The sequence below is a fragment of the Roseomonas sp. TF40 genome (assembly GCF_057219975.1).
Genome location: NZ_JBXVVR010000004.1, coordinates 120,618 through 142,959, shown reverse-complemented (window position 1 = coordinate 142,959; position 22,342 = coordinate 120,618). Strand labels below are relative to the sequence as shown.

Genomic DNA, 22,342 nt, shown 5'->3' with positions numbered 1-22,342 from the left:
TTTGAGGGAAAGGGGCCGCCGTATGGCCGGGGTGCGCGAGACGACGGCGATGGGGGTGGTGCTCGGCGCGATCCTTGCGGCGCCGGTATTGCTGGCGACATCGGAGTTCCCACGCAGCGCCGAGCCGATGCCGGTGCCCTTCGCCGATCTTCCCGCCGAGATTCCCGACCAGCTTGACGCCGAGCCTCTCCGCCTCGCGCAGGCCCCTGCCGAGACGCCGCCCGAGGCTGTTGCGGACCCGGCGCCGCCCACCGCCCTGCCTGCCTTGCTGGCGACGGAGCTCCCGCCGCCGCAGGTGCCCCTGCGCCTGACCTTGCAGCGCCTGCCGGACCTCACCGCCCTGCCGGCACTCGATCGGCAACCGCTCGTGCCCAGCCGTGTGATGCTCGCCGGCGCCGATGCGCCCCTGTCCGTGGCGACGGGCGCGGCCCCGCTGACCGGCGCCGTGCTGCCGCGAAGCGCGGCCGAGGTGCTGGCCGAGCGCCGCGGGCTCGCCCTCGACGATGTGCGCGTGCAGATCGACCTGCGCCCCACCGCCGTCACCTTCTGGGTCGGCTCGGCGGCGAAGGATGGCATCCTGCGCGACATCGCGACCCAGCCCTGGAACGCCGATTGGGGCGCGGATGTCTTCTACGGCGTCAGCTTCAGCCAGCGTCTTGGCCGGCTGTGGACCGACATCGCGGTGGATATCGAGGGCGGCGGCGGCTACCGCGCCGGCGACACCAACTCGCCCGAGGCCTGGGTCGCGCTCTATGGCCGCTATGACGGCTTCCCCTGGCGCAACCGGCTCTACACCTCGATCGCCTTCTCGACCGGCATCCACTGGATGAACAACCTGCCTGAAAGCGAGACCGGCACGGCGGCGCAGCCCGAGCCCAACCAGAGCAAGGTGCTGCACTACCTCTCGCCCGAGATCACCTTCGCCCTGCCCAACCACCTCGAGCATGAGGTGGCGATCCGCTACGCGCACCGCTCGGGCGTCTTCGGCATCTTCAACGGGGTGTGGGAAGGCTCGAACGTGCTGACGATCGGGTATCGGCGGCGACTGTAGGCCCTATTCGGGCGCAACGGCGCCGACCTGCTCGACGATCCGCCCGTAATGCTGCGGGCGGCGGTGGGCTGCGAAGTTGAACATCTTCTCCTTGCCCTGCGCGCAGGCGTCGAAATCGATCTCGGCCGTGATCACCTCATCGGCCGTGGTCTTGGCCTGGGCCACGATCTCGCCATTCGGGCTGACGATGCAGGAGCCGCCGATCAGCCCCGCGCCATCCTCCACGCCCGCCTTGGCCACCGCGATGGCCCAGGTCGCGTTCATGTAGGCGTTGGATTGCGCGGCGAGTGTCGAGTGGAAGGTGCGCAGTTCCGCACTCTCCCCATCCCCGCCATTCGGGTCATAGGCGGCGGAGTTGTAGCCGACCATCACCAGCTCCACCCCCTGCAGGCCGAGGCAGCGCCAGCCTTCGGGCCAGCGGCGGTCGTTGCAGACCAGCATGCCCAGCACCGGGCGCCCCCAGGCCTCCGGCCCGCGCTGCACGGGGAAGCCGAGGTCGCCATACTCGAAATACATCTTCTCGAGCTGCTGGTAGCGCTGGCCGGGCTTCACATGATCCGAGCCGGGCAGATGGATCTTCCGGTACTTGAACAGGATCGCCCCGTCCGGCCCCACGGTGATGGCGCTGTTGAAGCGCTGCCCTTCAGGCGTGAGCTCCGCATAGCCGATATAGAAGCCCACGCCGAGTTCGCGCGCCCGGTCGAACAGCGGCTGCACGGCGGGGTTCGGCATGGCGGCTTCGAAACTGCCGAGCAATTCCGGCGCGTCGCGCTCCATCGGCCAGCGCGGGAAGAAGGTGGTGAAGGCGAGTTCGGGGAAGACCACCAGCTTGGCGCCCCGTGCGGCCGCCTGCTCCAGCAGCGCGACCAGGCGCGCCAGCGTGGCGGGGCGGGCATCGGCGCGCTGGGTCGGGCCCATCTGCGCGCCGGCGATGATCAGCTTGCGGCTCATTTGAACACCTCGCGCAGGTCCTGCAGGCGATAGCCGAGCCCGCGCCACATCACCATGAAGCCACCGGAAAAGCCGAGCCCGGTGAACAGCCCGGCCATGCCCGGGCGCTGCGTCACGAAGGGGGTCAGCACCGCCGCGATGATGCCGCAGGCGATGCCCGTGCCCAGCGCCATCAGGATCGGCTCCATCCCCGGCTTGCGCCGCTTGGGCAGGACCAGCGGCGCCGCACCGGCGCGCGAGGGGCGCGGCGGGCGCTTGATCCAGCGTTGGCTCGGCGGGCGGCGCGGCTCGGCGCGGCGGATCTCGGGCGGCTTCATGCGCGCCCTATGCCGCGTCGCGGCCGATCGGGCAATTCGCCTCCCGGCTCACCAGGTCGAAGGTGAAGAGCATCTTCGCCATGCCGGTCAGCACGGCCGCCACCATCGCCAGTTCCACAACCTCGGCGGCGGAGAAATGCGCATGCAACTCGGCCGCGTGCGTGGGCGTCACCTCGCCCTGCATGTTGGCCAGCGCCATCTGCTCGGCGAGGCGCAGCACCGCGCGCTCCCGCGCATCGAAGAGCGGGCTTTCGCTGTCCCAGATGGCGTCGATCTGGGCGTCGGTCACGCCGGCCTCGCGCGCCGATTTCGTGTTGCCCTTGTTGCAGAAGGCGCAGCCATGCAGCGTCGAGAGCTTGAGGCGCAGCAGCTCCTTCACCCGGCGTTCGACCCGCCCCTTGAAGAAAACCTCGGCGTAGAACCCGTCATAATACCAGCCGAGCAGCTCGGGCGCCTGGGCAAGCACCTCGATCAGGGTGGATTCGCCGCGCACCGCCTCGGCGGTCTCCGCCACGGCGCGCCAGCGCGGCGTCATCTCGTCGCGGGGCAGGGGGGCGATGGCCGGGTTGGGCATGGCTCAGCCTTCGAGTTCGGGGCGAATGGCGTCCACGATGGGGCGGTAGCGCTCGGTCTCGGCCGCGATGAAGGCCGCGGCACTGGCCGGCGTGCCGGGCTGCGAGGCCTCGATGCCGGCGGCCGTGAGTTGCGCGCGGAAGGCCGGGTCGGCGAGCGCGGCGTTGGTCGCCTGCGACAGCCTGTCGAGGATCGGCGCCGGGATGCCGGGCGGGGCGAAGACCGCATGCCAGAGCACGGCGGTGAACCCCGGCCGGCCCAGCGCCTCGGCCGCGGTGGGAACCTCGGGCGCCTGGGGCGCGCGCGCAGCGGAGGCGACGGCGAGCATCCGCGCGCGTCCCGCCTGGTGCAGCGGCAGCCCCGCGCCCAGCGTGTTCACCGCCATGGCCAGCGTGCCGGCGACGAGGTCGTTCATCGCCGGCGCGGCGCCGCGATAGGGCACATGGGTGATGGTCCCGGCATTGCCCTCGCGCTTGAGGATCTCGGTGGCGAGATGCATCAGCGTGCCCGTGCCGGGCGAGCCGTAGGAGAGCGGCGGGTTCGCCCCGCGCGCGGCGACCAGGAACTGGCTCAGCGTGCCCGGCTGGCTCGGATTGACCAGCCAGCAGAGCGGCCCGCCGCCGAGTTCCGCCACCGCCACGAAGTCGCGCACCGCGTCATATTGCGGCTGGCGGGTGACGAGGTTGTAGAGCGCATGGGTGGAGGCCGTGCCGAACAGCAGCGTGGTGCCATCGGGGGCCGCGCGGCGCACTTCCTGCGCGCCGATCGCGCCCGCGGCGCCGCCGCGATTCTCGGTGACCACCGCCTGGCCAAGCTCGCGGCCCAGGCGGTCGGCGTAGAAGCGCGCATAGACATCGGTCGGCCCGCCGGCGGGGAAAGGAATCACCAGCCGGATCGGACGGGTCGGGAAGCTTTGCCCGAGTGCGGGCGCGGCCAGCAGCGTGGCGCCGGTTGCGAGGAACATGCGCCGAGAGAGGGAAGGCGCAGCGCCTTCGGTCGCGCAGCGACCGCGCGCGCAGACCGGCTGTTGGGCTGGGTGAACCAGCGCGTCGGCGCGCAAGCCAAGCGCGCGGAGCGCGCGCCCGGCGCCTGAGGGCGCGCTAAAGTCCAGCATCTTTCCAAGTCTCCACGGGGGCTTCGGGGTGGGGCGTCAGGCCCGCGGCGCGCACGCCCTCGATCGCCGCATACTCATCCTTGTCGGAGGCATCGCCGCTGACGCCGACCGCGCCGATCACGGCCCCATCCGCGCGGCAGATCAGCACGCCCCCGGGGACGGGGATGAAGCGCCCCTCACTCGCCGCGGCGATGGCGGATTGGAAGGCCGGGCGTTCGCGCAGCCGGTCGCGGATCACGCGGCTGCCGATGCCCATGCCGAGCGCGCCATGCGCCTTGCCGCGCGCGATCTCGGCCCGGAGGATGCCCGAGCCATCCTCGCGCTTCAGCACCACCACATGCCCGCCGGCGTCGAGCACCACCACCGTCAGTGGTAGCAGCCCCGCGCCGCGCCCGGCGGCGAGCGTGGCATCCGCGATCACCTCCGCCACCTTCAGTGGCAGGTCGACCGCCAGATGCTTCACATAATAGTCGTGGCTCATGCGTCCAAAGCCGAGCGGCGATGCTGGCGCGGCACGAAGCGGCCGCTGCCGGGCTTCGCCTTCACCTCGGCCCCGTCCCAGATCTCGACGCCGCGCAGATAGGTCGCCGCCACGCGCGCCTTCATCGGCCGGCCGTGATAGGGCGACCAGCGCGCATCCTCGCGGTCCACGATGATGCGCTCATCGAAGATGAAGTCGCCCGTCTCCAGCACGCAGATATCGGCATCGCCATCGATGCGGATGCCGCCCTTCTTGGGGTCGAGCCCGTGGAAGCGCGCCGGATCCTCCGAGCATTGCTTCGCCATCACGCTCGCGGGCAGGCCGCGCTCGACCAGCAGCGTGTACATCAGCGGCGCGAAGGACTGCATGCCGGTCAGCCCCGCGCCGACCGCGAAGATGTCGCCCGCATATTCCTTCCTGGGCTTCGGCCAGGGCGCGTGGTCGGTCGAGACATAGGCGACGATGCCGTCGCGCATCGCCCCCCACATGCGCTCCACCTCCTCGGCACTGCGGAAGGGCGGGTTGCATTTGCCGAAGCCCTGGAGGCGCACGATGTCCTCCTCCGTCATGCACAGATACTGGATGCAGGCCTCGCCCGAGGTCTTGGCCCCCTGCGCGCGGTAGAGCTTGGCGAGTTCGAAGCCGCGGGCGAGGGAGGAATGGGCGATGTGCACATGCGCCCCTGTCTCCAGCGCCATCTCGAAGATCTCGAGATCGGCCATGGTCTCGGTGATCGGCGGGCGGGTCTTGCAGTGCCAGATGGGGGAGGTGTTGCCGGCGGCCTTGGCGGCCTCGGTCAGCTTCACCACCAGCTCCTGGTCTTCGTTGTGCACGCCCACCATCAGCCCGGTCTTCGCGATCTCCGCGAAGGCGCCGAGCATGGTGGGGTGGTCGATGCGCGGGAAGCGGTGGGCGTCATATTCATAGGTGGAGACCTTGAAGGCGGAGGCCCCGGCCTCGGCGAGCGCGGCGATGTCGTCGGCCCCGCCGGTCTTCTTGATGGTGGCGTAGAGCGCCATATCCACATGCGCCCAGCGATGCACGGCCTCGACCTTGTCGGCGAAGATGGCGGCGGTGGTGACGGGGTTCGGCACGTCATAGGGCATGTCGCAGACGGTGGTCACACCGCCCGCGGCGGCGGACATGGTGGCCCCCTCGATCCCCGGCCAGCCGGTGCTGCTGGACGTGTGCATGTGCCCATCCACCAGTCCCGGCATCAGCAGCTTGCCGCGATGATCGGCCAGGCGCCTGGCGGGCGGCGGCGCGCCCGCGCCGATCGCCGCGACCGTCTCTCCCCGCACCGCGACATAGCCGCCCGCGATCACCCGATCCGACAGGACGACATCACCGAGGATGACGAGATCATAGGGGGCGGCGGTGTCGGACATGCGGGTTCTCTCTCCAACTGGCGTCCAGGGGAGGCTAGGCCCAGCCGGGCGCCGCGCCAACTCTCGCCCCTAGAATTCCCAGATCGAGGCCGCCATCGGCAGGGCGGGGGCGTCGTCATTGGCGATGGTGGCGATGGCGCGCGGCACCTCCACGCGCAGGCCGCTGCTCGGCGCGAAAAGCCGCACCAGGAATTGCTCCGCGCCTTCCACGGCCGTATCGCCGGCGACGAGCACGCTGATCTCCGCACTCGCCTGGCCGGGCGCGAAGGCGATTCGCCCGGCCGGCAGCACGCCGCCCACGAAATCCTGCGCAGTGGCGCGCACGGCGCCGATGCCCGCGACCGCCCAGCTCACCTCCTGCGCCGCATCGAGCCGCCCGGTGCGGCTGAGGGTGAAGGTGAAGGCGGTGCTGCCCGAATCGCCCTCCGCCAGCGGGGCGGAAGGCGCGGCGATGGCCACGGCGGTATCGTCGTTCAGGATGGTGCCCCGCGCCTCGCGCGTGCCGAGGCTGAGCCCGGCGCTGGGGGTGAAGAGCCGCACCAGGAATTGCTCCTGCCCTTCGGCCAGGGCATCGCCGGCGACGGGCACGCTGATGATCGCGCTGGCCTGGCCTTCCGCGAAGGTGATGCGCCCCGCCGGCAGCGTGCCGCCGACGAAATCAAGCGCATTGGCGCGCGGGGCATCGCCGCCGGCCACCACCGCCCAATCCACGCTCTGCCCGTCCGCGAGCAGGCCCGTGCGCGTGAGGTCGAACAGGAAATTGGTGGTGGCGCCGATGCCGCCCTCGGCGCGCGTCGCGGCGCGCGGTGTCAGCGCCACCTGGCTGTCGTCGTTCAGGATGGTCGCACCCGCGCTGCCCGTGGCGATGCTGAGCCCGCCTGTGGGGTTGGCGAGGCGCAGCGCGAAGGTCTCGGCCGGCTCCACCGCGGCGTCGCCGCGCACCTCCACCGTGACCAGCTGCGTCAGTTCGCCGGGCAGGAACTCCACCCGGCCGGCGGGGAGGATGCCGTCGCGGAAATCCGACGCCCCCGCCTGGCCGCGCCCGCCCGGCGCGAAGACCGACCACTCCACCGCCTGGGCCTGCGCCGTGCTGGCGTCGCGCGTGATCTGGAAGGTGAAGGGCGTGAAGCCCGCCGCGCCCTCGGCCTTCGAGGGCTCCAGCGCCGTCACGCGCAGCCGCGCATCATCGTTGAGGATGCTGCCCTGCATGGACGCGGTGCCGAGCACGACGCCGCTGCCCGGGTTGCGCAGCAGCAGCTGGAAACCCTCCTCCGTCTCCACGGCGAGGTCGCCCGCGATGTCGATGCCGATGGTGGCGGTCGCCTCACCGGGGGCGAAGGTGACGCGGCCCGAGGGCAGCACGCCGCCCAGGAAATCCGCCGCATCGGCGCGATTAAGCCCGGCGCCCTCCAGCACCCAATCCACCGTCTGGCTGAGGCCGAGCGCGCCCTCTCGCGCCAGGGTGAAGGTCAGCCGCGTCGCACCCGTCTGGCCCTCGGCGGCGCTGAGCGGGGCGCCGGTGAAGCCGATGCGGCTGTCATCGCTGAGGATGCGCGCGCTGGCCCTGGCATTGCCGAGGGTGAGGCCGTTGGTGGGGGCGCTGAGCTGAACCCAGAAATCCTCGTCCGGCTCGAGGAAAAGGTCGCCGGCAACGGGGACGACGATGGTCTTGCTCGCCTCGCCGATACCGAAGGTGAGGCTGCCGCCGGGCATCACGCCGCCGACGAAATCCGAGGGGCGGGACTGGCCGCTGGCGGTCACTGTCGCCCAGCTGACGCCCTGCACCCGGTCGAGCGCGCCTTCGCGCGTCACGGTGAAGGCGAAGTCGGTGGCGCCTGCATGGCCTTCATGCAGGTGCAGCGGGGTGGTGGTGAGCGAGACCTGGGTGTCGTCGTTGGCGATGACGACCTGCGCCGTGTCGATGCCCAGGCCCAGGCCGGCCGAGGGGTTGAACAGGCGCAGCAGCAGTTGCTCATCGGGCTCGAAGCGCGTGTCACCGGCGATCTGCAGCGTCACCGTCGTGCTCGCCGCGCCGGCGGCGAAGGTGGCGATGCCGCTGGGCAGCGCGCCACCGACGAAATCGGCACCATCCACCGGGGCGGTGAGCGCGGCCTCGGTCGCCACGCGCCAGTGCACGCTGGCGGCCGGGGCGAGGTTGCCCTCGCGCGTCAGGGTGAAGGTCACGAGGCGCGCGCCGGCATCGCCCTCGGTGATGCGGGTGTCGCCGGACAGCGAGAGCAGGGCGTCGTCATCCGTGACCGCGACCGTGGCGCTGCGGGTGGCGAAGTCCACGCCACCGAAGGGGGCGGAGAGCGTGACGGTGAGGCTCTCCGTCGGCTCGACCACGGCGTCGCCGCGCAGCTGGATATGGATGGACTTGCTGGTCTCCCCGAGGCCGAAGGCCAGGCGACCGCTCGGGACGTGACCGGAGGCGAAATCCGCGGCGCTCATGCCGCTCGCCACCCAATCCACCACCTGCTCCGTGGTCGCGCTCACGCGGTCCACGCGGAAGGTGAGGGTGGTGCCGGTGCCGCTGCCCTCCACTACCGGGCCGGGCGGGGCGGTGATGGAGATGACATTCGCATCGTCGTCGCGCAGCGTGGCGGTGAGGCTGGCGGGGGTGGCATTGGCGAAGACCGGCTCCAGCAGGATCCGGAAGGCCTCGTTCGCCTCCTCCACCGCATCGCCGGCGAAGGTCACGGTGATGGTGAAGGCCGCGCTGTCGGCGCTGAAGCGCACGAAGCCGCCGGGCAATTCGCCATTGGCGAAATCCGCCGCATCCACCGTGGCCGGCGCGCCGGGCTCGGCGCTGGCGGGGCGGACCAGCCAGCGGGCGGAGAAGCTTTCCTCCCCCTGGAGGTCGGCGCGCAGGGTGAAGGTGAAGCTGCCGCCCGCGCCCGTGCCCTCGCGCGCTTCCAGGCTCGCCGCGTCGATCCACATGCGCCAGGCGGGGTCACCACCGCCGCCACCCGGTGGCGGCGCATCGAGGATGCTGGCGCTGGCGCGCGCGACCAGCTGTTCCGGCTGCTGTTCCTCGCCCGACCAGAGCGAGATGGTGAAGGATTCGCGCCCTTCCTCCAGCGTGTCCGCGGCGATGGGGATGAAGAAGAAGGCCGAGGCCTGGCCCTCGCGCAGCACGATGCGGCCCGAGGGCTGCACGCCGCCCGTGAAATCGGCCGGCCCGGCGCTGGCCCCGCTCTCGGCCGCGCCGACGCTCCAGCTGCCGCGCCAGACGGAGTCGAGGCCCTCGCTGCGCGTCACCGTGACCATGAGCGCCGCCGAGCCGTCCGCGCGCTCGACCACGGTGGCGGCGGAGAGGGTGAGGCGATAGCCCGTGTCGTCGGTGGCGATGATCCCGGTGGCGCTGCCGGTGCCGATCCCGAGGCCGGGGCTCGGCGCATGCAGGCGCAGCTCGAAGCTCTCCGCCTGCTCGATCTGCGTGTCGCCCCGCACCTCGATGGTGATGGTGGCACTCGCCTGGCCGGCGGCGAAGGTGACCCGGCCGGACAGCGCCGCGGGGTCGGCGAAATCCGCCGCATCGGCCGGGTTCTCGCCGCTGCCGGCGACGAACCAGCCCACGCTCTGCTCGCGGGAGAGATCGCCGCTGCGGGTAAGGGTGAAGCTGTAGCGCGTGCTGCCCGCATCGCCCTCGACCAGGGCGAGGCTGGCCGGGGAGAGGGTGACGCTGCTCGGCGCGGGGCGCAGCCGGTTAGCGAAATCCGCGCCGAGATCCTCCCACCCCTCCAGCGCGAAGCCGCTGAGGAAGGGCCAAGTGGCGTAGCGGATGTTGAGGTAGTAGGTGCCCGAGACCTCGGGCGCGAAGAGGATCAGCGAATCCGTGTCGGCATCATCGGCGCCGGGCTGCAGGTCGTCGGCATCGATCGCCTCCAGGCGGTAGCCCGCGCTGTCATAGATCTCGAGGGTGGGCGTGCCGGGCATGTTCTGCGCCGTCTCGGCCCAGAAATGGTAGAGATTGCCGGCGGTGAGGGTCACCGTGACGAAGGCGTTGCGATAGGCCTCGCCCAGATCGCCCAGCACGAAGCCGGCATTGTCGGCGATGAGCAGCGCGGGCTCGGCGCGGAAGGTGAGCGTCGCCTCGGGCTGGCGCCAGGCCGCGCTGGCCAGCACGCGCGCGGCGTCGCTTTCGGTCCAGTTCGGGTCCCGGTTGCTCAACGCCCGATGCTCCACACCCAGCAAATAATTACGTATAGTTTATCTGATCAGGGGCGGGCGGGCAAATCCTCCGCCCCGGAGCAAGCGGCGGGAAACAGCCCCTCGGTCAGTTCCAGGGCCAGGCGCGTGGCCTCGTTTTCCCGCTCGGCGTTCCAGGCCAGCGCCACGCCCACGGCCGGGATCGCCCCTTCGAGGTCGCGGAAGGCCACGCCGGGCGGGCGCAGCCGGGCCATGCCGGTGCTGACCAGCGCCACGCCCAGCCCCGCCGCGACGAAGCCGAGCTGCGCCATGGCGCTGCTCACCTCCCGCACCGCGCGCGGGGTGAAGCCGGCCTCGCGGCAGGCGGCGACCATGGCGTCGGAATAGGCGGGGCTGATGCCGCGCGGCAAGACCAGCATCGGCTCATCCGCCAGGGCCGCCAGCGGCAGCGGCGCGGCGGATTGCGCGAGGGGATGTTCCAGCGGCAGGGCGGCGGCCAGCACGTCGCGCCCCAGGGGGCGCAGGCGAATCGGCGCGCGATCGCGCTCGAGCCGCAGCAGGGCGAGATCCACCTCGCCGCGGCGCAGCGCCTCCACCGCATCGGCCGTGTCCATCTCCCGCACATTGATGGCGGAGGCAGGGCGCGCCGATTGCAGCGCGCGCACCAGCGGCGGCAGGTAGTCGAACAGCGCGGAGGTGACGCAGGCGAGGGCCACCGGCGCGCTGCGCCCCGCGCGCAGGTCACGCGCGAGGGATTCGAGCTGGCCGGCATCCTCCGCCATGCGTCGCGCCAGCGGCAGCAGCGCCTCCCCCGCGCGGGTCGGGCGCGCGCCCTTGCCGGTGCGTTCCAGCAACTGCACGCCAAGCTCGCGCTCCAGCGCCTGGATCTGCGCGGTCAGCGGCGGTTGCGAGATGCCGAGCCGCGCGGCGGCGCGACCGAAATGACCTTCCTCGGCCACGGCGAGAAAATGCCCGAGACGGCGCACCAGACGGAAATCCATACGAAAACCATATCGCGCCACCGCGCCAATCGGAATGGACGATCACGCGCGCGCGGCGCAAAACAGCGCATCACGGCTTTTTTTGGTGAGGAAGAGAAGAATGAAGCTGCATCCGGTGAAGGTCCACGCCTCGAAGGCGCTGCTGCCGCGTGAGGAACAGCTGGCCTGGAAGATGGCCGGCGTCGCGGTGGACAAGGTGGCCGTCCAGAAGGACGTGCAGGCGATGATCATCAACCGCATCATCGACAACGCCTCGGTCGCCATCGCCGCGATCAACCGCCGCCCTGTCGTCTCGGCGCGCGGCATGGCGCTGGGCCATCCGAAGAAGGCGGGCGGGGCCACGGTGTTCGGCGTGAAGTCCGCCACCACCGTCTCCCCCGAATGGGCGGCTTGGGCGAATGGCACGGCGGTGCGTGAACTCGACATGCACGACACCTTCCTCGCCGCCGACTACTCCCACCCCGGCGACAACATCCCCCCCGTGCTCGCCGTGGCGCAGGCCATGGGCAAGTCGGGCAAGGACCTGATCCGCGGCCTCGCCACCGCCTATGAGCTGCATATCGACCTGGTGCGCGCCATCTGCCTGCATGAGCACAAGGTGGACCACATCGCCCATCTCTGCCCGGCGGCGGCGGCGGGCATCGGCACGCTGCTCGGCCTGAAGCGGGAGGTGGTGTTCCAGTCCATCCAGCAGGCGCTGCACACCTCGATCAGCTTCCGCCAGTCGCGCAAGGGCGAGATCAGCTCCTGGAAGGCCTATGCCCCCGCCCATGCCGGCAAGCTGGCGATCGAGGCGGTGGACCGCTGCATGCGCGGCGAGGGCGCGCCGAGCCCGATCTATGAGGGCGAGGACAGCGTGATCGCCTGGGTGCTCTCGGGCCGCACGCAGGCCGACAGCAAGGGCCGCAAGACCGTCTACGAGCCGGTGTACTACGAGGTCCCGCTGCCCGAGGCCGGCGAGCCCAAGCGCGCCATCCTCGACAGCTACACCAAGGAACACTCGGCCGAGTACCAGTCCCAGGCGCTGATCGACCTCGCCTTCCGGATGCGCGAGAGCATCAAGGATTTCGAGGCGATCGAGAAAATCGTGCTGCACACCTCCCACCACACCCACTACGTGATCGGCACCGGCGCCAACGACCCGCAGAAGATGGACCCGAAGGCGAGCCGCGAGACGCTCGACCACTCCATCATGTACATCCTGGCGGTCGCCCTGCAGGACGGGCGCTGGCACCATGTGGACAGCTACGCGCCCAAGCGCGCCGCGCGGCCCGACACGGTGCGGCTCTGGCACAAGATCGAGACGCGCGAGGACCCGGCCTGGACCGCGCGCTACCACTCCAAGGATCCCGAGACGCTGGCCTTCGGCGGGCGGGTCGAGATCTTCTTCAAGGATGGCACGAAGCTGGTGGATGAACTCGGCGTGGCCAATGCCCACCCGAACGGCGCGCGCCCCTTCGCCCGCGCGCAGTACATCAACAAGTTCCGCATCCTGACGGAGGGCATCCTGACGGCGCGCGAGCAGAACCGCTTCATCGCCGCGGCCGAGGACCTGGCCAACATCCCGGCGGGCGAGCTGGGCGCGCTCAACGTCGTGCTGCCGGCCGGCGCGCTGGCCGACGCCAAGCCCGGCATCTTCTGAGGGAGGGGCACGCAGATGAGCGAAGCGACCCCCACCCTCTACAAGGGCCTCGTTGGCGTCTACGCCGATGTCTCCGCCGTCTCCAAGGTGATGCCGGAGACCAACTCCCTGACCTATCGCGGCTATGCCGTGCAGGATCTGTGCGAGGAGAGCGACTTCGAGCAGGTGGCCTACCTGCTCTGGCATGGCGAATTGCCGAACGCGGCGCAGCTCGCCGCCTTCCAGGCGGAGGAGCGCGCGAACCGCGCCCTCTCGCCCGCGTTGCTGCGGGTGCTGGCCGAGATCCCGGCCAATGCCCACCCGATGGATGCGATCCGCACCGCCGTCTCCTTCATGGGGGCGGAGGATCCGGAAGCGGGCGATGTCTCCGACGCCGCGCAGCGGCGCAAGGCGATGCGCCTGCTGGCCAAGCTGCCGACCGCGGTGGCGGCGACCAACCGGCTGTCGAAGGGCCTCGCCCCCATCGCGCCCGATCCCTCGCTGCCTTTCTGCGAGAACTTCTTCCACCTGGTCTTCGGCAAGGTGCCGGCGCCCGAGGTCATCAAGTCCTTCGACGTCTCGATGATCCTCTACGCCGAGCACACCTTCAACGCCTCGACCTTCACGGCGCGGACGGTGACCTCGACAGGGGCGGACCTGCACGGCGCCATCGCCGCCGCCATCGCCGCGCTGAAGGGCCCGCTGCATGGCGGGGCGAATGAGGCGGTGATGCACATGCTCAAGGAAGTGGGCAGCCCGGAGGCGGCGGAAGCCTGGCTCGAGGGCAAGTTCGACCACAAGGCGCTGGTCATGGGCTTCGGCCACCGCGTCTACAAGAACGGCGATTCCCGCGTGCCGACGATGACCAAATATGCCGAGAAGATGGCGGAGGTGGTGGGCGACCGGCGCTGGATGGAGACCTCGCGCGTCCTGGCGGCGAAGATGCTGCGGGTGAAGAACATCCACCCCAACCTCGATTTCCCCGCAGGCCCTGCCTACTACCTGATGGGTTTCGACATCCCGATGTTCACCCCCATCTTCGTCTGCTCGCGCATCACCGGCTGGGCCGCGCATGTCTTCGAACAGGCGGCGGACAACCGGCTGATTCGCCCGCTGTCGCACTATGTCGGCGCCGAACAGCGCCCGGTGCCACCGATCGGCGCGCGCTGAGGCGCGGCACATCCGCCCGCGCCGCGCGCGCGGGCGGATGTGAAGTCTGCTTGCCAGCACGCGCATTCCTGCATCCGGCACTGCGCCTGGACTGTGCAGCCGCACATCCTCTGCGCACAATGCGCACCATCGCTGTGCGAATATGTTTGACACTGACGTTGCATGAACGGATAGCGTTGCATCGCTCGCACCGCTTGACGCGATTCGCGCATCGTCGTTGTCGAAAACAGACACCACACGATACGCATCACGCCGGCGGGGCGACAACGGGAAGGGTCGGTTCATGGACCGCAGTCTCGTGGAGCGAGGGATCGTGCAGCGCACGCCGCGTTCCGCACCGCCGCCTGGCACCGGATGGGTGCCCGATGCGCGCGGGAGAGAGGCCAGGAAGCGTGCGACGCGGCGAGACGCCGCGAGCCTCGTGCAATTCTCCGGCGGCTGCGTGAGACGGACTGCGGATGGCCCGGTTCGGCGCGAGACGGGATCCGCGCGAACCAGGCCAATCCGCACGCCCCCGCCCGCAGCGTTGTGCGTTGCGCGGTGACTGCCGCGAAGGCGCGCCACCATCGGAACACCAAGCACCGGAAAAGACGGAGATCCTGACGAACATGACCGACACCAAGCTCACTGCCGAGACCGAGGAAGCCGCGCCGCGCGCCCAGGCGATGGCGATGGCCTCGCCGCGCGCCAAGGCCGCGCGCAAGTCTTCCACCGCCGGGCGCAAGCCCGCCGCGAAGAAGGCCGCGCCGAAGAAGGCTGCCGCCGCGAAGAAGCCGGCTGCCAAGAAGGCCGCGCCGAAGAAGGCTGCCGCTGCGAAGAAGCCGGCCGCCAAGAAGGCTGCGCCCGCCAAGAAGCCCGCCGCGAAGAAGGCCGCGCCGAAGAAGGCCGCTGCCAAGAAGGCTGCGCCCAAGAAGGCCGTAGCCAAGAAGGCCGCGCCGAAGAAGGCCGCCGCCGCGAAGAAGCCGGCTGCCAAGAAGGCCGCGCCGAAGAAGGCTGCCGCCGCGAAGAAGCCGGCTGCCAAGAAGGCCGCTGCCCCCAAGAAGGCCGCGCCGAAGAAGGCCGCTGCCGCCCCGGCCGCGCCCGCGAAGAAGGCCGCCGATCCGAAGCGCGTCGAGGCCGCGAAGAAGGCTGCCGCCACGCGCGCCGCGAAGAAGGCCGCTGCCGCCGCTCCGGCTGCGCCCGCGACCGAGACGTCTTCGTAATCCCGGCCAGTCCATCGGAAGGGGCGTCGTCCGCGCAGGCGGGCGGCGCCCTTTTCATGTTCGGGATGCCCCGATGACCCTGTCGATCCGTGCCGTTCCGCCCGAGGGGCGGCTCGCCCTGGCGCCGCTCTTCGCCGCCTATGCGGCCGAGATGCGCGCGGTGCTGCAAGGCGCTGCCATCGCTACACCCGAGGCACAGGCCACGCTGCTCGCGCGCCACCCTGCGGCCGAGGTGCTCGTGGCGGAACGCGACGGCACATGGCTCGGCTTCGCCATCCTGCTCGACCTGCCGGAGGTTGTCTTCGCGCGCCGCTGCGGGCAACTCGACGATCTCTTCGTTCTGCCGGAGGCGCGCGGCCAGGGCATCGCGCGCGCGCTGATCGAGGCGCTCTGCGAACTCGGCCGTGCGCGGCAGTGGAGCCATCTGCGCTGGTTCGTACCCGAGGGCGACGCCGCCGCCATCGCGCTCTATGAACGCATCGCCCTGCGCGCCGAGTGGCGCAGCTACATCATCCGCCTCGACCCGGCCTCATCCCTTTGAGGGTGTGCGGGTCAGCATCACGCTGCTCAGGAATATGCCGAGGGCGCGCGGCGCGCGCGCGCCCACCGGCTTGCCACCCGGCCTGGGCGGGCTCGTGGGCTCGGCAATGTCGAGGATCAGTTCCAGCGCGCCTGCTTCCAGCACCGCGCCGCGTAGGGGGACGCGCAGGGTTTGCATCGCGGCATCGGTCAGGCGCAGCACGGCCAGTTCGCGCTTCTTCGTGCGCACGGTGACCACCTGCGGCCGGCCTGGGCCGGGCAGCATCGGGCGCAGCGTGAGCACGGCCTCCAACTCCTCCGGCGCCCGCTCGCCCAGATGCAGGGCGAGCCGTGCCTGCCTTCCGTCGGTCCAGGCGCCATCTGCCCGTGGCGTCTCCCAGCCCATCAGAAGGCCGATCCAGGCGCCTTGGCGCGTGGTGATGGCGCAGGGCGCCTCCAGCGGCGCCGAAGGGCGGCGCAGCAGCACGCCATGCGCCTGCAGCGCCGCCATGCTGGGAAAGGTCGCGAGCATCGCCGGACCATCGAGCCGGGGAAGTTCCATCGGGGTGGCGCGGATCGCCTCGGCCAGCGTGTCTACCCGGAGGATCCGCCAGCGATCGGTGCCGAGGTAGTAGTCCGTGAACTTCAGCTCGTCCTCGCCTTTCATCGGACGATGCCAGATGGCCGGCACACCGAGCGCCTCCGCCAGGATCAGCCCGTGCAGTGAGGAGGAGACGACCAGTTCGCTGCGAAGGATGCGCGCCACCATGTCGAGTACCGCGCAATCGGGTGTCTGGATCCGGGACAGGTGCTCGGGATAGCGCTGGCGCATGGCCGCCTGGTCGCGGAAATGCGGGATGATGACAAAGGGCTCGCGCGGCGCCGCAGCGGCTGCTGCACGCATCGCCGCGATCTCGGGCGCGAAAAGGTGGGGCAGCAGGCTCGCCGGATCGAGGAAGCGGGTCGCGCCGCGGGTGTCGATGCCGTGCCGGCGCAACAGTTCGAGGGAGATGGGGCCGCGCGTCGCATAGACGTGCAGGTGCCGTGGCGCGTGGCGCAGCGTGGCGCGCGCCCCGTTGCAGCCGCTGCCCCAGATGACGTCGCCATCCCGCGCAATGCCGAGGATGGAACCCACGGTGAGCAATCGCCGGCCCTCCGCCGCAAGGTGGTGCAGCGTCACGCCAACGAGGCGCGCGAGGAGGTGCCTGGCCGTGATGTCGCCGAAATTGCCGAAGGCGAAATGGCCGCGCGGGCGATTCTGCTCCAGTGCCGGATCGCGGCAGGAGGCAGTATGGCCGAGCCACCAGAAGCTACGCAGTTCGAAGGCGGCAAGTTCCTCCGCACTGGTCGCAGGCGCAGCCTCGCCCGGCGGTGCCTTCACCATGGCTGGCAGGTGCGGCATGAGGAGCGCGGGCTGCATCGCTGCGTCGAGTCCCGCGAAGGCAAAGCGATGCAACCCGGCGCTTCGACCGTGCAGAGTGATGGAGACGATGAGGTTCTCACCATCCGCCACGGCGCCACTGGGGCGCAGTTCCTCCGCCGGGTGGGTGTCTGGCAGGACGGGCGCCTGTGCCTCCACGGGCGAGGCCTGCAGCACCGGATGGGCCGAGAGTGCGACGGGCGCGAAGGGCGGGTGGGCCTGCAGCGCCAGAGCGGGGACAACCGTATGCCGGCGAGCCGGCGCGTCCATCACCGGCCCGGCTCGCGTCTCGAAGGCCGATTGCGGCAGCAGGTAGAGGCGCGCACCATGCCGCACCGGGGGCGCGCCACCGCGCAATGCGCCATAGGTGTGCACATAACCCTCCGCGTCCCAGCGATGCAGGAAGCCATCCCGGCACGGCACATGGTCCGGCTGGTCGAGCGCGGCCTTGAGGATGACAAGCGGGACGAAGCACGCGATCGCGTAGAGATCGGCGCCCTCGGCGAAGAGGGTCCAGGGCACAGCGGGGTCGTCATTCGGGCCCTCCCGCCGCAGGGGCCGTGCCGGGCCCAGCGGGAGCAGGCGGACCGGGTCAAGTTCCAGCAGGTGGAGACGCGCGGGTGATGGTGGGCGCTCGCACAGCAGGGAGAGAAACAGCCGCTCGCCCAAGGAGACGAAGCGCGGCTCGCCCGGACAGGCGCTCGGCCGGTCGGGCGTCCGCCCACCATCGGCAAAGGTCAGGTGATCGCTAAGCGACAGCAGCGAGCCGGGAATGGGGTGGAACCGGTCATCGAGCCGGCACAGCGCGATGCGCCCCTCTGCCCCTTCCGTCGCCAGCAGCAGCGACGTGCCATGGCGGTGGATGGCGGCGTCACGGATGCAGAGGGCGCCGCCATCTGGCGATCGCCATGCCGCTGGAACCAGGATGTCGGGGTCGAAGAGGCGCGTTCCGTCCGGTGGCATTGCGCCTTGCCCCCCTCAACTCATGCGGCAAAGGTCTTGAGCAGATCATCCACCCGCGCCGCATCCAGCGCGCGCACGCCGGGCACGCCGCGCAGCAGCAGCGCGAGGCGCGCGGCTTCCTCCAGCTCCTCGGCGGCATAGACGGCATCCGTCAGGCTCGCCCCGCTCACCACCGGGCCGTGGTTGGCGAGCAGCAGCGCGCGCGCTTCACGCGCCGCCGCGTGCACGGCGGGTTCCATCGCCGCATCGCCGGGCCGGTAATAGGGCACGCAGGGCAGGCGCCGGCCGATGCGCATGACGAAATAGGGCGTGAGCGGCGGGATCTGCGCCTCCCCGCCCTCTTCCGCAAGGCAGGAGATGGCGGTGGCGTAGGTCGAGTGCAGATGCACCACAGCGCCTGCCTCGGGCCGTGCCGTAAGCACCGCGCGATGCAGGAAGACCTCCTTCGAGGGCTTGTCGCCCGACAGATGCGACCAATCCGGGCCGAGCTTGCTGATCCGCGCGGGATCGAGCCGGCCGAGACAGGAATTGGTCGGTGTCATCAGGTAGCCATCGGCGAGGCGCACGCTGATGTTGCCGGCCGAGCCCACCGAATAGCCGCGGTCGAACAGCGAGGCGCCCAATTGCGCGAGCTGCTCGCGCGCCTGCGCCTCATGCATCGGCGAAGGCCTTCAGGAAGAAGTCGCGCGCGCCGAAATTGCCGGACTTCAGCGCGAGGTGCAGCCCTTGCGGATCGGCATAGGTCCAGGGCACGCCGGGGTCGATCTCGGCCCCGATGCGCAAGGAGGCGACGCCGAGCCGCGAGACGACCGCGCCCGAGGTCTCGCCGCCCGCCACCACCAGCCGCCCCACGCCGCGCGCGACGAGGCCCGCGGCGATGCTGGCCATCGCCTCTTCCACCAGCGCGCCGGCCGCATCGCGCCCGAGCTTCGCCTGCAGCGCCGCCACCTTCTCCGGCGTGCCGCTGCCCGCGATCACGATGGGGCGGGTGGCGGCGAGCTTGTCGCCGGCCCATTCGAGTGCCTGCGCGGTCAGCGCGGCGGCATCGGGGGTGGCGAGTGCATCCAGTTCCAATACCGGGGCATGATCCCGGGCAAAACCGATCTGGCCCAGCGTGGCGCGCGAGCAGCTGCCCGCCACCACGGCGCACATCCCCTGCACTGGCGGCAGGCTGGCGGCATCGGCGCGTTCGGGCAGCAGCCCGGCACGGCGGAAATTCTCCGGCAGGCCCATGGCGACGCCCGAGCCGCCCGTGATCAGCGGGTGCTGCGCGGCGGCGGCGCCGATCTCCATCAGATGCGCATCCGTCACCGCATCGACGATGGCATAGCGCCGCCCGCCCTCGGCCAGGCGCGTCATCGCATCGCGGATGGCGTTCGCGCCCTGCGCGACCACGGCGAAGGGCACGAGGCCGACCGCGCCCTCGGTCTGGCGGCCCAGCACGCGCACGAGATTAGCGTCCTTCATCGGCGTCAGCGGGTGGTTCTCCATCCCGCTCTCGTTCAGCAGGTTGCCGCCGACGAAGAGGTGGCCCTGGTAGATGCTGCGCGCATTGGCCGGGAAGGCGGGGCAGGCCAGCGCGAAGCCCGCGCCGAGCCGCTTCAGCAGCGCATCCGCGACGGGGCCGATATTGCCCTCATCGGTGCTGTCGAAGGTCGAGCAGTATTTGAAGAAGAGCTGCTTCGCGCCCGCCGCCAGCAGCGCCTCGGCCGCCGCCAGCGATTGCGCGCGCGCTTCGGCCACCGGGATGGTGCGCGACTTCAGCGCGATGACGATGGCGTCCGCCTCTGGCAGCGGACCGGTCGGCACGCCGATCACCTGCACGGTGCGCATGCCGTTGCGCACGAGCATGGAGGCGAGGTCGGTAGCGCCGGTGAAGTCGTCGGCGATGCAGCCGAGCAGCAGGGGCATGGGATCAATCCTTCATGGGCGGTCGGCGTTCTTCACGCCGACCGAGGCCGCGAATGCGGCCCGCGGCTGATGCCGCGAAGCCAAGCCGCGTGGATGCGCGGCGCGTCATGCCAGAGGCGTGCCCTTGGCACGACGCGTCTGAGGGGCGTTGATGCGCCTGCATCAACGCACGCCAGAAAGAGGCGGGAGACAGAGGACATCCTGATGGCCGACGCGCACGGAGAGGCGCTGCAGGCCGGCCTGGGCGCGGCGGTCCACCGCCCAGTTGAGGATCTTGGCGCGCCCGCGCCGTTCCTGCGCCATGGCCGCGCGGGCATGGCCATCGGCCAGGGCGACCGCCATTTCGGGATCACGGCGGGAGATCACCCAGTCGCTCGGCGCGCGATGCACCGTGTAGCCATGGGCGAGGAAGGCCGCTTCGATCACGCCCGGCGCCTTCGCGCCCAGCGCCATGCCGCCGAACCCCTTGTCGCGCAGCTGGTCGCGGGCGAAGCCGCGCGCCACCAGCGCATCGGCCGGATGCGCGGGCATGAAGCGCTCACGCCCCGTCACGTTCAGCGCGGCATAGAAGGGCAGCCCATGCGCGGCGCAGGCCGCGGCAATTCGGAAAACCCAATCGGCGGAGACGAGGTCGCAGAGCGCGGTGTTCACCACGGCATCGACCTGCCCGAGCGGCAGATTGTCCGGGGCCTCGCGCAGATCGGCGACCAGCCCCTCCACCCGCCAGGCCCCGCCCGGGGCATGGGCCAGCAGCGTGCGCCGGTTCGGCCAGGTGGCGGCCCAGCCATTCTCGACGGCGCGCTCGGCGATGGTGCCGAAGGCGCGGTCGATCAGCGCGGCATCCGCATCCACCAGCGTCCAGGCCTGGGCGCGGCCGATGAAATGGCCGAGCCAGCGCAGCAGCGAGCCCGTGCCCGCGCCGAGATCGAGGATGCGCGGCCGCGCCGGCAATTGCCCGGCGAGCAGCAGCGGCAGGCGCACATCCCGTGCCGCGGCGTCGAAGGGCTCGCGCAGATCCAGCCAATCGCCCTCGAACTGCTCGGTCATGCGGATGCCTTCTCGATCTCGCGCAGGAAGCTCTCGGCGCGGTCCTCCCAGCGCGGCAGGCGCTGCCCGGCCTGCCAGGCGGCCTCGGCCATCTCGGCGCGCAACTCGGTATCGAAGATCGCCCGGCGCAGCGCCTTGCCCAGCGAGACCACGTCGCCGGGCGGCGAGATCACGCCCGCGCCCACCGGCACGACCTCCGCGATGGCGCCGCCGGCGGTGATCGCCACCGGCACGCCGCGCGCCAGCGCCTCGGCCGCGGCCATGCCATAGCCCTCCCAATGCGTGGCCAGGGCGAAGAGATCCGCCTGCGTCCAGAGCGCCTCCAGCGCGCCATCCACCATCTCGCCCGCGAAGGTCACGCGCGCGCACAGGCCCAGTTGCTCGACCAGGGCGAGCAGACCCTCGGCATGCACCGGGTCGCGCGGCGGGCCGACGATGGTGAGGCTCCAGTCCAGGTCGGGCAGGGTGCCGAGCGCGCGCAGCAGCACGTCATGCCCCTTGCGCGGCACCAGCGTGCCGATGCTCAGGATCGCGCAGCCGGGACCGCCCGAGCCCGCGCTGCGCGGGGCGGGGTCCGTGCCCGGCTCGACCACGCCGATGCGTGCCGGATCGGCGCCGAATTCGGGTTCGAGCCGCCGCGCGGTCAGCGGGCTGGTGGCGATGAGCCGCGCGAGGCGCGGGAAGATCGCCTGCTCGGCGGCACGCAGCGCGTCGCGCACCTCACCCGGATTGCCGTGCTCGAGCGCGGTCGGGTGATGGATCAGCCCGATCGCGCCGCGCGCCGCAAGCGTCTCGACCAGCGGCGCGAAGGCGGGCAGGCCGAGCCCGTCGATGACGAGGCGTGCCCCCGCCGGCACGGCCTCGAGCGCGGCGCGCGCGGCGGCCAGCGCGGTGGCGTCGGGCAGCGGGTGGCGCCCGGCGAGCTCCACCACCTGCACCTCATGCCCCAGCGCGCGCATCCCCGCGACCAGGCGCCGGTCATAGCCATAGCCGCCCGAGATCGTGTCGAACGGCGCGGGGACGAGGAAGTGGATCAGCAAGCTCAGACGGGCCCCTCGAAGGCCGCCCAGGCGATGTGGCTCTCGCGCAGCAGGATCTTGAGGCCCGTCACCGCCTTGCCGCCCTCGCCCAGCACGCCCTCGCGGCAGGCCTTGGCCAGCAGGCCGTGGATGTGCAGGCAGAGATATTCGGTGGTGGTGTTCTTGCCCGCGAAGACCTCCTCATTGTCGAGGTTGCGGTAGTCGAGCGGGGCGAGGATGGCGCGCAGGTGATCCTTCGCCAGGCCGATATCGACCAGCAGGTGCAGGTGGTCGAGCTGCGGGGCGCGGAACTCGGCCTCCACGATGAAGGTCGCGCCGTGCAGCCGCTGCGCGGGGCCGAATTCGGCGCCGCGGAAGCTGTGCGCGATCATGATGTGGTCGACGACGGTCAGGCTGAACATGCGGGGTGTGCTCTCACTCT

General features: G+C 71.1%; 19 protein-coding genes. 5 read left to right on the top strand and 14 right to left on the bottom strand.

From position 1 onward, the window contains the following. The first annotated feature begins 22 nt into the window (after positions 1-22). Entirely contained in the window at positions 23-1,051 is a 1,029-nt protein-coding gene (locus tag AC2D9U_RS13905) for a hypothetical protein (protein ID WP_484749931.1), read from the top strand. Between the two features lie 3 nt (positions 1,052-1,054). Here the strand turns inward: AC2D9U_RS13905 and AC2D9U_RS13900 are convergent, their stop codons facing one another. The 8 genes from AC2D9U_RS13900 to AC2D9U_RS13865 all read right to left on the bottom strand — a co-directional run bounded on the left by AC2D9U_RS13900 (position 1,055) and on the right by AC2D9U_RS13865 (position 11,028). Further along, on the bottom strand, positions 1,055-2,002 hold the full coding sequence (locus tag AC2D9U_RS13900; RefSeq protein WP_484749929.1) for an N-carbamoyl-D-amino-acid hydrolase: 948 nt from the start codon (positions 2,000-2,002) through the stop codon (positions 1,055-1,057). After that, on the bottom strand, positions 1,999-2,319 hold the full coding sequence (locus AC2D9U_RS13895) for a hypothetical protein (protein WP_484749927.1): 321 nt from the start codon (positions 2,317-2,319) through the stop codon (positions 1,999-2,001). Before AC2D9U_RS13895 ends, AC2D9U_RS13900 begins: the two co-directional genes overlap by 4 nt. Before the next feature lie 7 nt (positions 2,320-2,326). After that, positions 2,327-2,893 (bottom strand): carboxymuconolactone decarboxylase family protein, encoded by a 567-nt coding sequence (locus tag AC2D9U_RS13890; protein ID WP_484749925.1) that lies wholly within the window; start codon positions 2,891-2,893, stop codon positions 2,327-2,329. Between the two features lie 3 nt (positions 2,894-2,896). Next, a complete protein-coding gene (locus tag AC2D9U_RS13885; RefSeq protein WP_484749923.1) occupies positions 2,897-3,856 on the bottom strand; it encodes a Bug family tripartite tricarboxylate transporter substrate binding protein in 960 nt (319 codons plus the stop codon). 136 nt (positions 3,857-3,992) lie between these two features. Beyond that, on the bottom strand, positions 3,993-4,487 hold the full coding sequence (locus AC2D9U_RS13880) for a GlcG/HbpS family heme-binding protein (RefSeq protein WP_484749919.1): 495 nt from the start codon (positions 4,485-4,487) through the stop codon (positions 3,993-3,995). Then, entirely contained in the window at positions 4,484-5,875 is a 1,392-nt protein-coding gene (locus AC2D9U_RS13875; protein ID WP_484749916.1) for a dihydroorotase, read from the bottom strand. The genes AC2D9U_RS13880 and AC2D9U_RS13875 overlap by 4 nt, the downstream gene beginning before the upstream one ends. 69 nt (positions 5,876-5,944) lie before the next feature. Continuing rightward, positions 5,945-10,048 carry a Calx-beta domain-containing protein gene (locus AC2D9U_RS13870; protein WP_484749914.1) on the bottom strand — a complete coding sequence of 1,368 codons (4,104 nt, stop codon included), beginning with the start codon at positions 10,046-10,048 and terminating at the stop codon, positions 5,945-5,947. Between the two features lie 47 nt (positions 10,049-10,095). After that, positions 10,096-11,028 (bottom strand): LysR family transcriptional regulator, encoded by a 933-nt coding sequence (locus AC2D9U_RS13865; RefSeq protein ID WP_484749912.1) that lies wholly within the window; start codon positions 11,026-11,028, stop codon positions 10,096-10,098. A gap of 100 nt (positions 11,029-11,128) precedes the next feature. Between AC2D9U_RS13865 and AC2D9U_RS13860 the strand changes: the two genes are divergently transcribed. From AC2D9U_RS13860 to AC2D9U_RS13845, 4 genes are all read left to right on the top strand, one after another. Next, complete coding sequence (locus AC2D9U_RS13860; protein WP_484749910.1) at positions 11,129-12,670, top strand: MmgE/PrpD family protein; 1,542 nt, start codon at positions 11,129-11,131, stop codon at positions 12,668-12,670. Between the two features lie 15 nt (positions 12,671-12,685). Next, positions 12,686-13,819 (top strand): bifunctional 2-methylcitrate synthase/citrate synthase, encoded by a 1,134-nt coding sequence (locus AC2D9U_RS13855; RefSeq protein WP_484749907.1) that lies wholly within the window; start codon positions 12,686-12,688, stop codon positions 13,817-13,819. Between the two features lie 608 nt (positions 13,820-14,427). Then, positions 14,428-15,021, top strand: coding sequence for a hypothetical protein (locus tag AC2D9U_RS13850; RefSeq protein ID WP_484749905.1), 594 nt, complete (start codon positions 14,428-14,430; stop codon positions 15,019-15,021). A gap of 73 nt (positions 15,022-15,094) precedes the next feature. Next, a complete protein-coding gene (locus tag AC2D9U_RS13845) occupies positions 15,095-15,562 on the top strand; it encodes a GNAT family N-acetyltransferase (RefSeq protein WP_484749903.1) in 468 nt (155 codons plus the stop codon). On the opposite strand, the gene AC2D9U_RS13840 is transcribed toward AC2D9U_RS13845, so the two are convergent. From AC2D9U_RS13840 to AC2D9U_RS13815, 6 genes are all read right to left on the bottom strand, one after another. Then, a complete protein-coding gene (locus tag AC2D9U_RS13840) occupies positions 15,551-17,923 on the bottom strand; it encodes a polysaccharide pyruvyl transferase family protein (RefSeq protein ID WP_484749901.1) in 2,373 nt (790 codons plus the stop codon). The two genes, AC2D9U_RS13845 and AC2D9U_RS13840, sit on opposite strands and share 12 nt — an antisense overlap. Positions 17,924-17,943: 20 nt before the next feature. Continuing rightward, positions 17,944-18,582, bottom strand: a complete 639-nt coding sequence (gene otnC / locus AC2D9U_RS13835) for a 3-oxo-tetronate 4-phosphate decarboxylase (RefSeq protein WP_484749899.1) — start codon at positions 18,580-18,582, stop codon at positions 17,944-17,946. After that, positions 18,575-19,834 (bottom strand): 3-oxo-tetronate kinase, encoded by a 1,260-nt coding sequence (gene otnK, locus AC2D9U_RS13830; protein WP_484749898.1) that lies wholly within the window; start codon positions 19,832-19,834, stop codon positions 18,575-18,577. The genes otnC and otnK overlap by 8 nt, the downstream gene beginning before the upstream one ends. Before the next feature lie 162 nt (positions 19,835-19,996). Next, positions 19,997-20,881, bottom strand: a complete 885-nt coding sequence (locus AC2D9U_RS13825) for a class I SAM-dependent methyltransferase (protein ID WP_484749894.1) — start codon at positions 20,879-20,881, stop codon at positions 19,997-19,999. Next, the gene (locus AC2D9U_RS13820) at positions 20,878-21,921 is read right to left on the bottom strand and encodes a glycosyltransferase family 4 protein (RefSeq protein WP_484749893.1); all 1,044 of its coding nucleotides are present in this window, start codon (positions 21,919-21,921) and stop codon (positions 20,878-20,880) included. Before AC2D9U_RS13820 ends, AC2D9U_RS13825 begins: the two co-directional genes overlap by 4 nt. Positions 21,922-21,923: 2 nt before the next feature. Beyond that, positions 21,924-22,322: a 6-pyruvoyl trahydropterin synthase family protein gene (locus AC2D9U_RS13815; RefSeq protein WP_484749891.1), complete on the bottom strand. Its 399-nt coding sequence runs from the start codon at positions 22,320-22,322 to the stop codon at positions 21,924-21,926. Between the last annotated feature and the right edge of the window lie 20 nt (positions 22,323-22,342).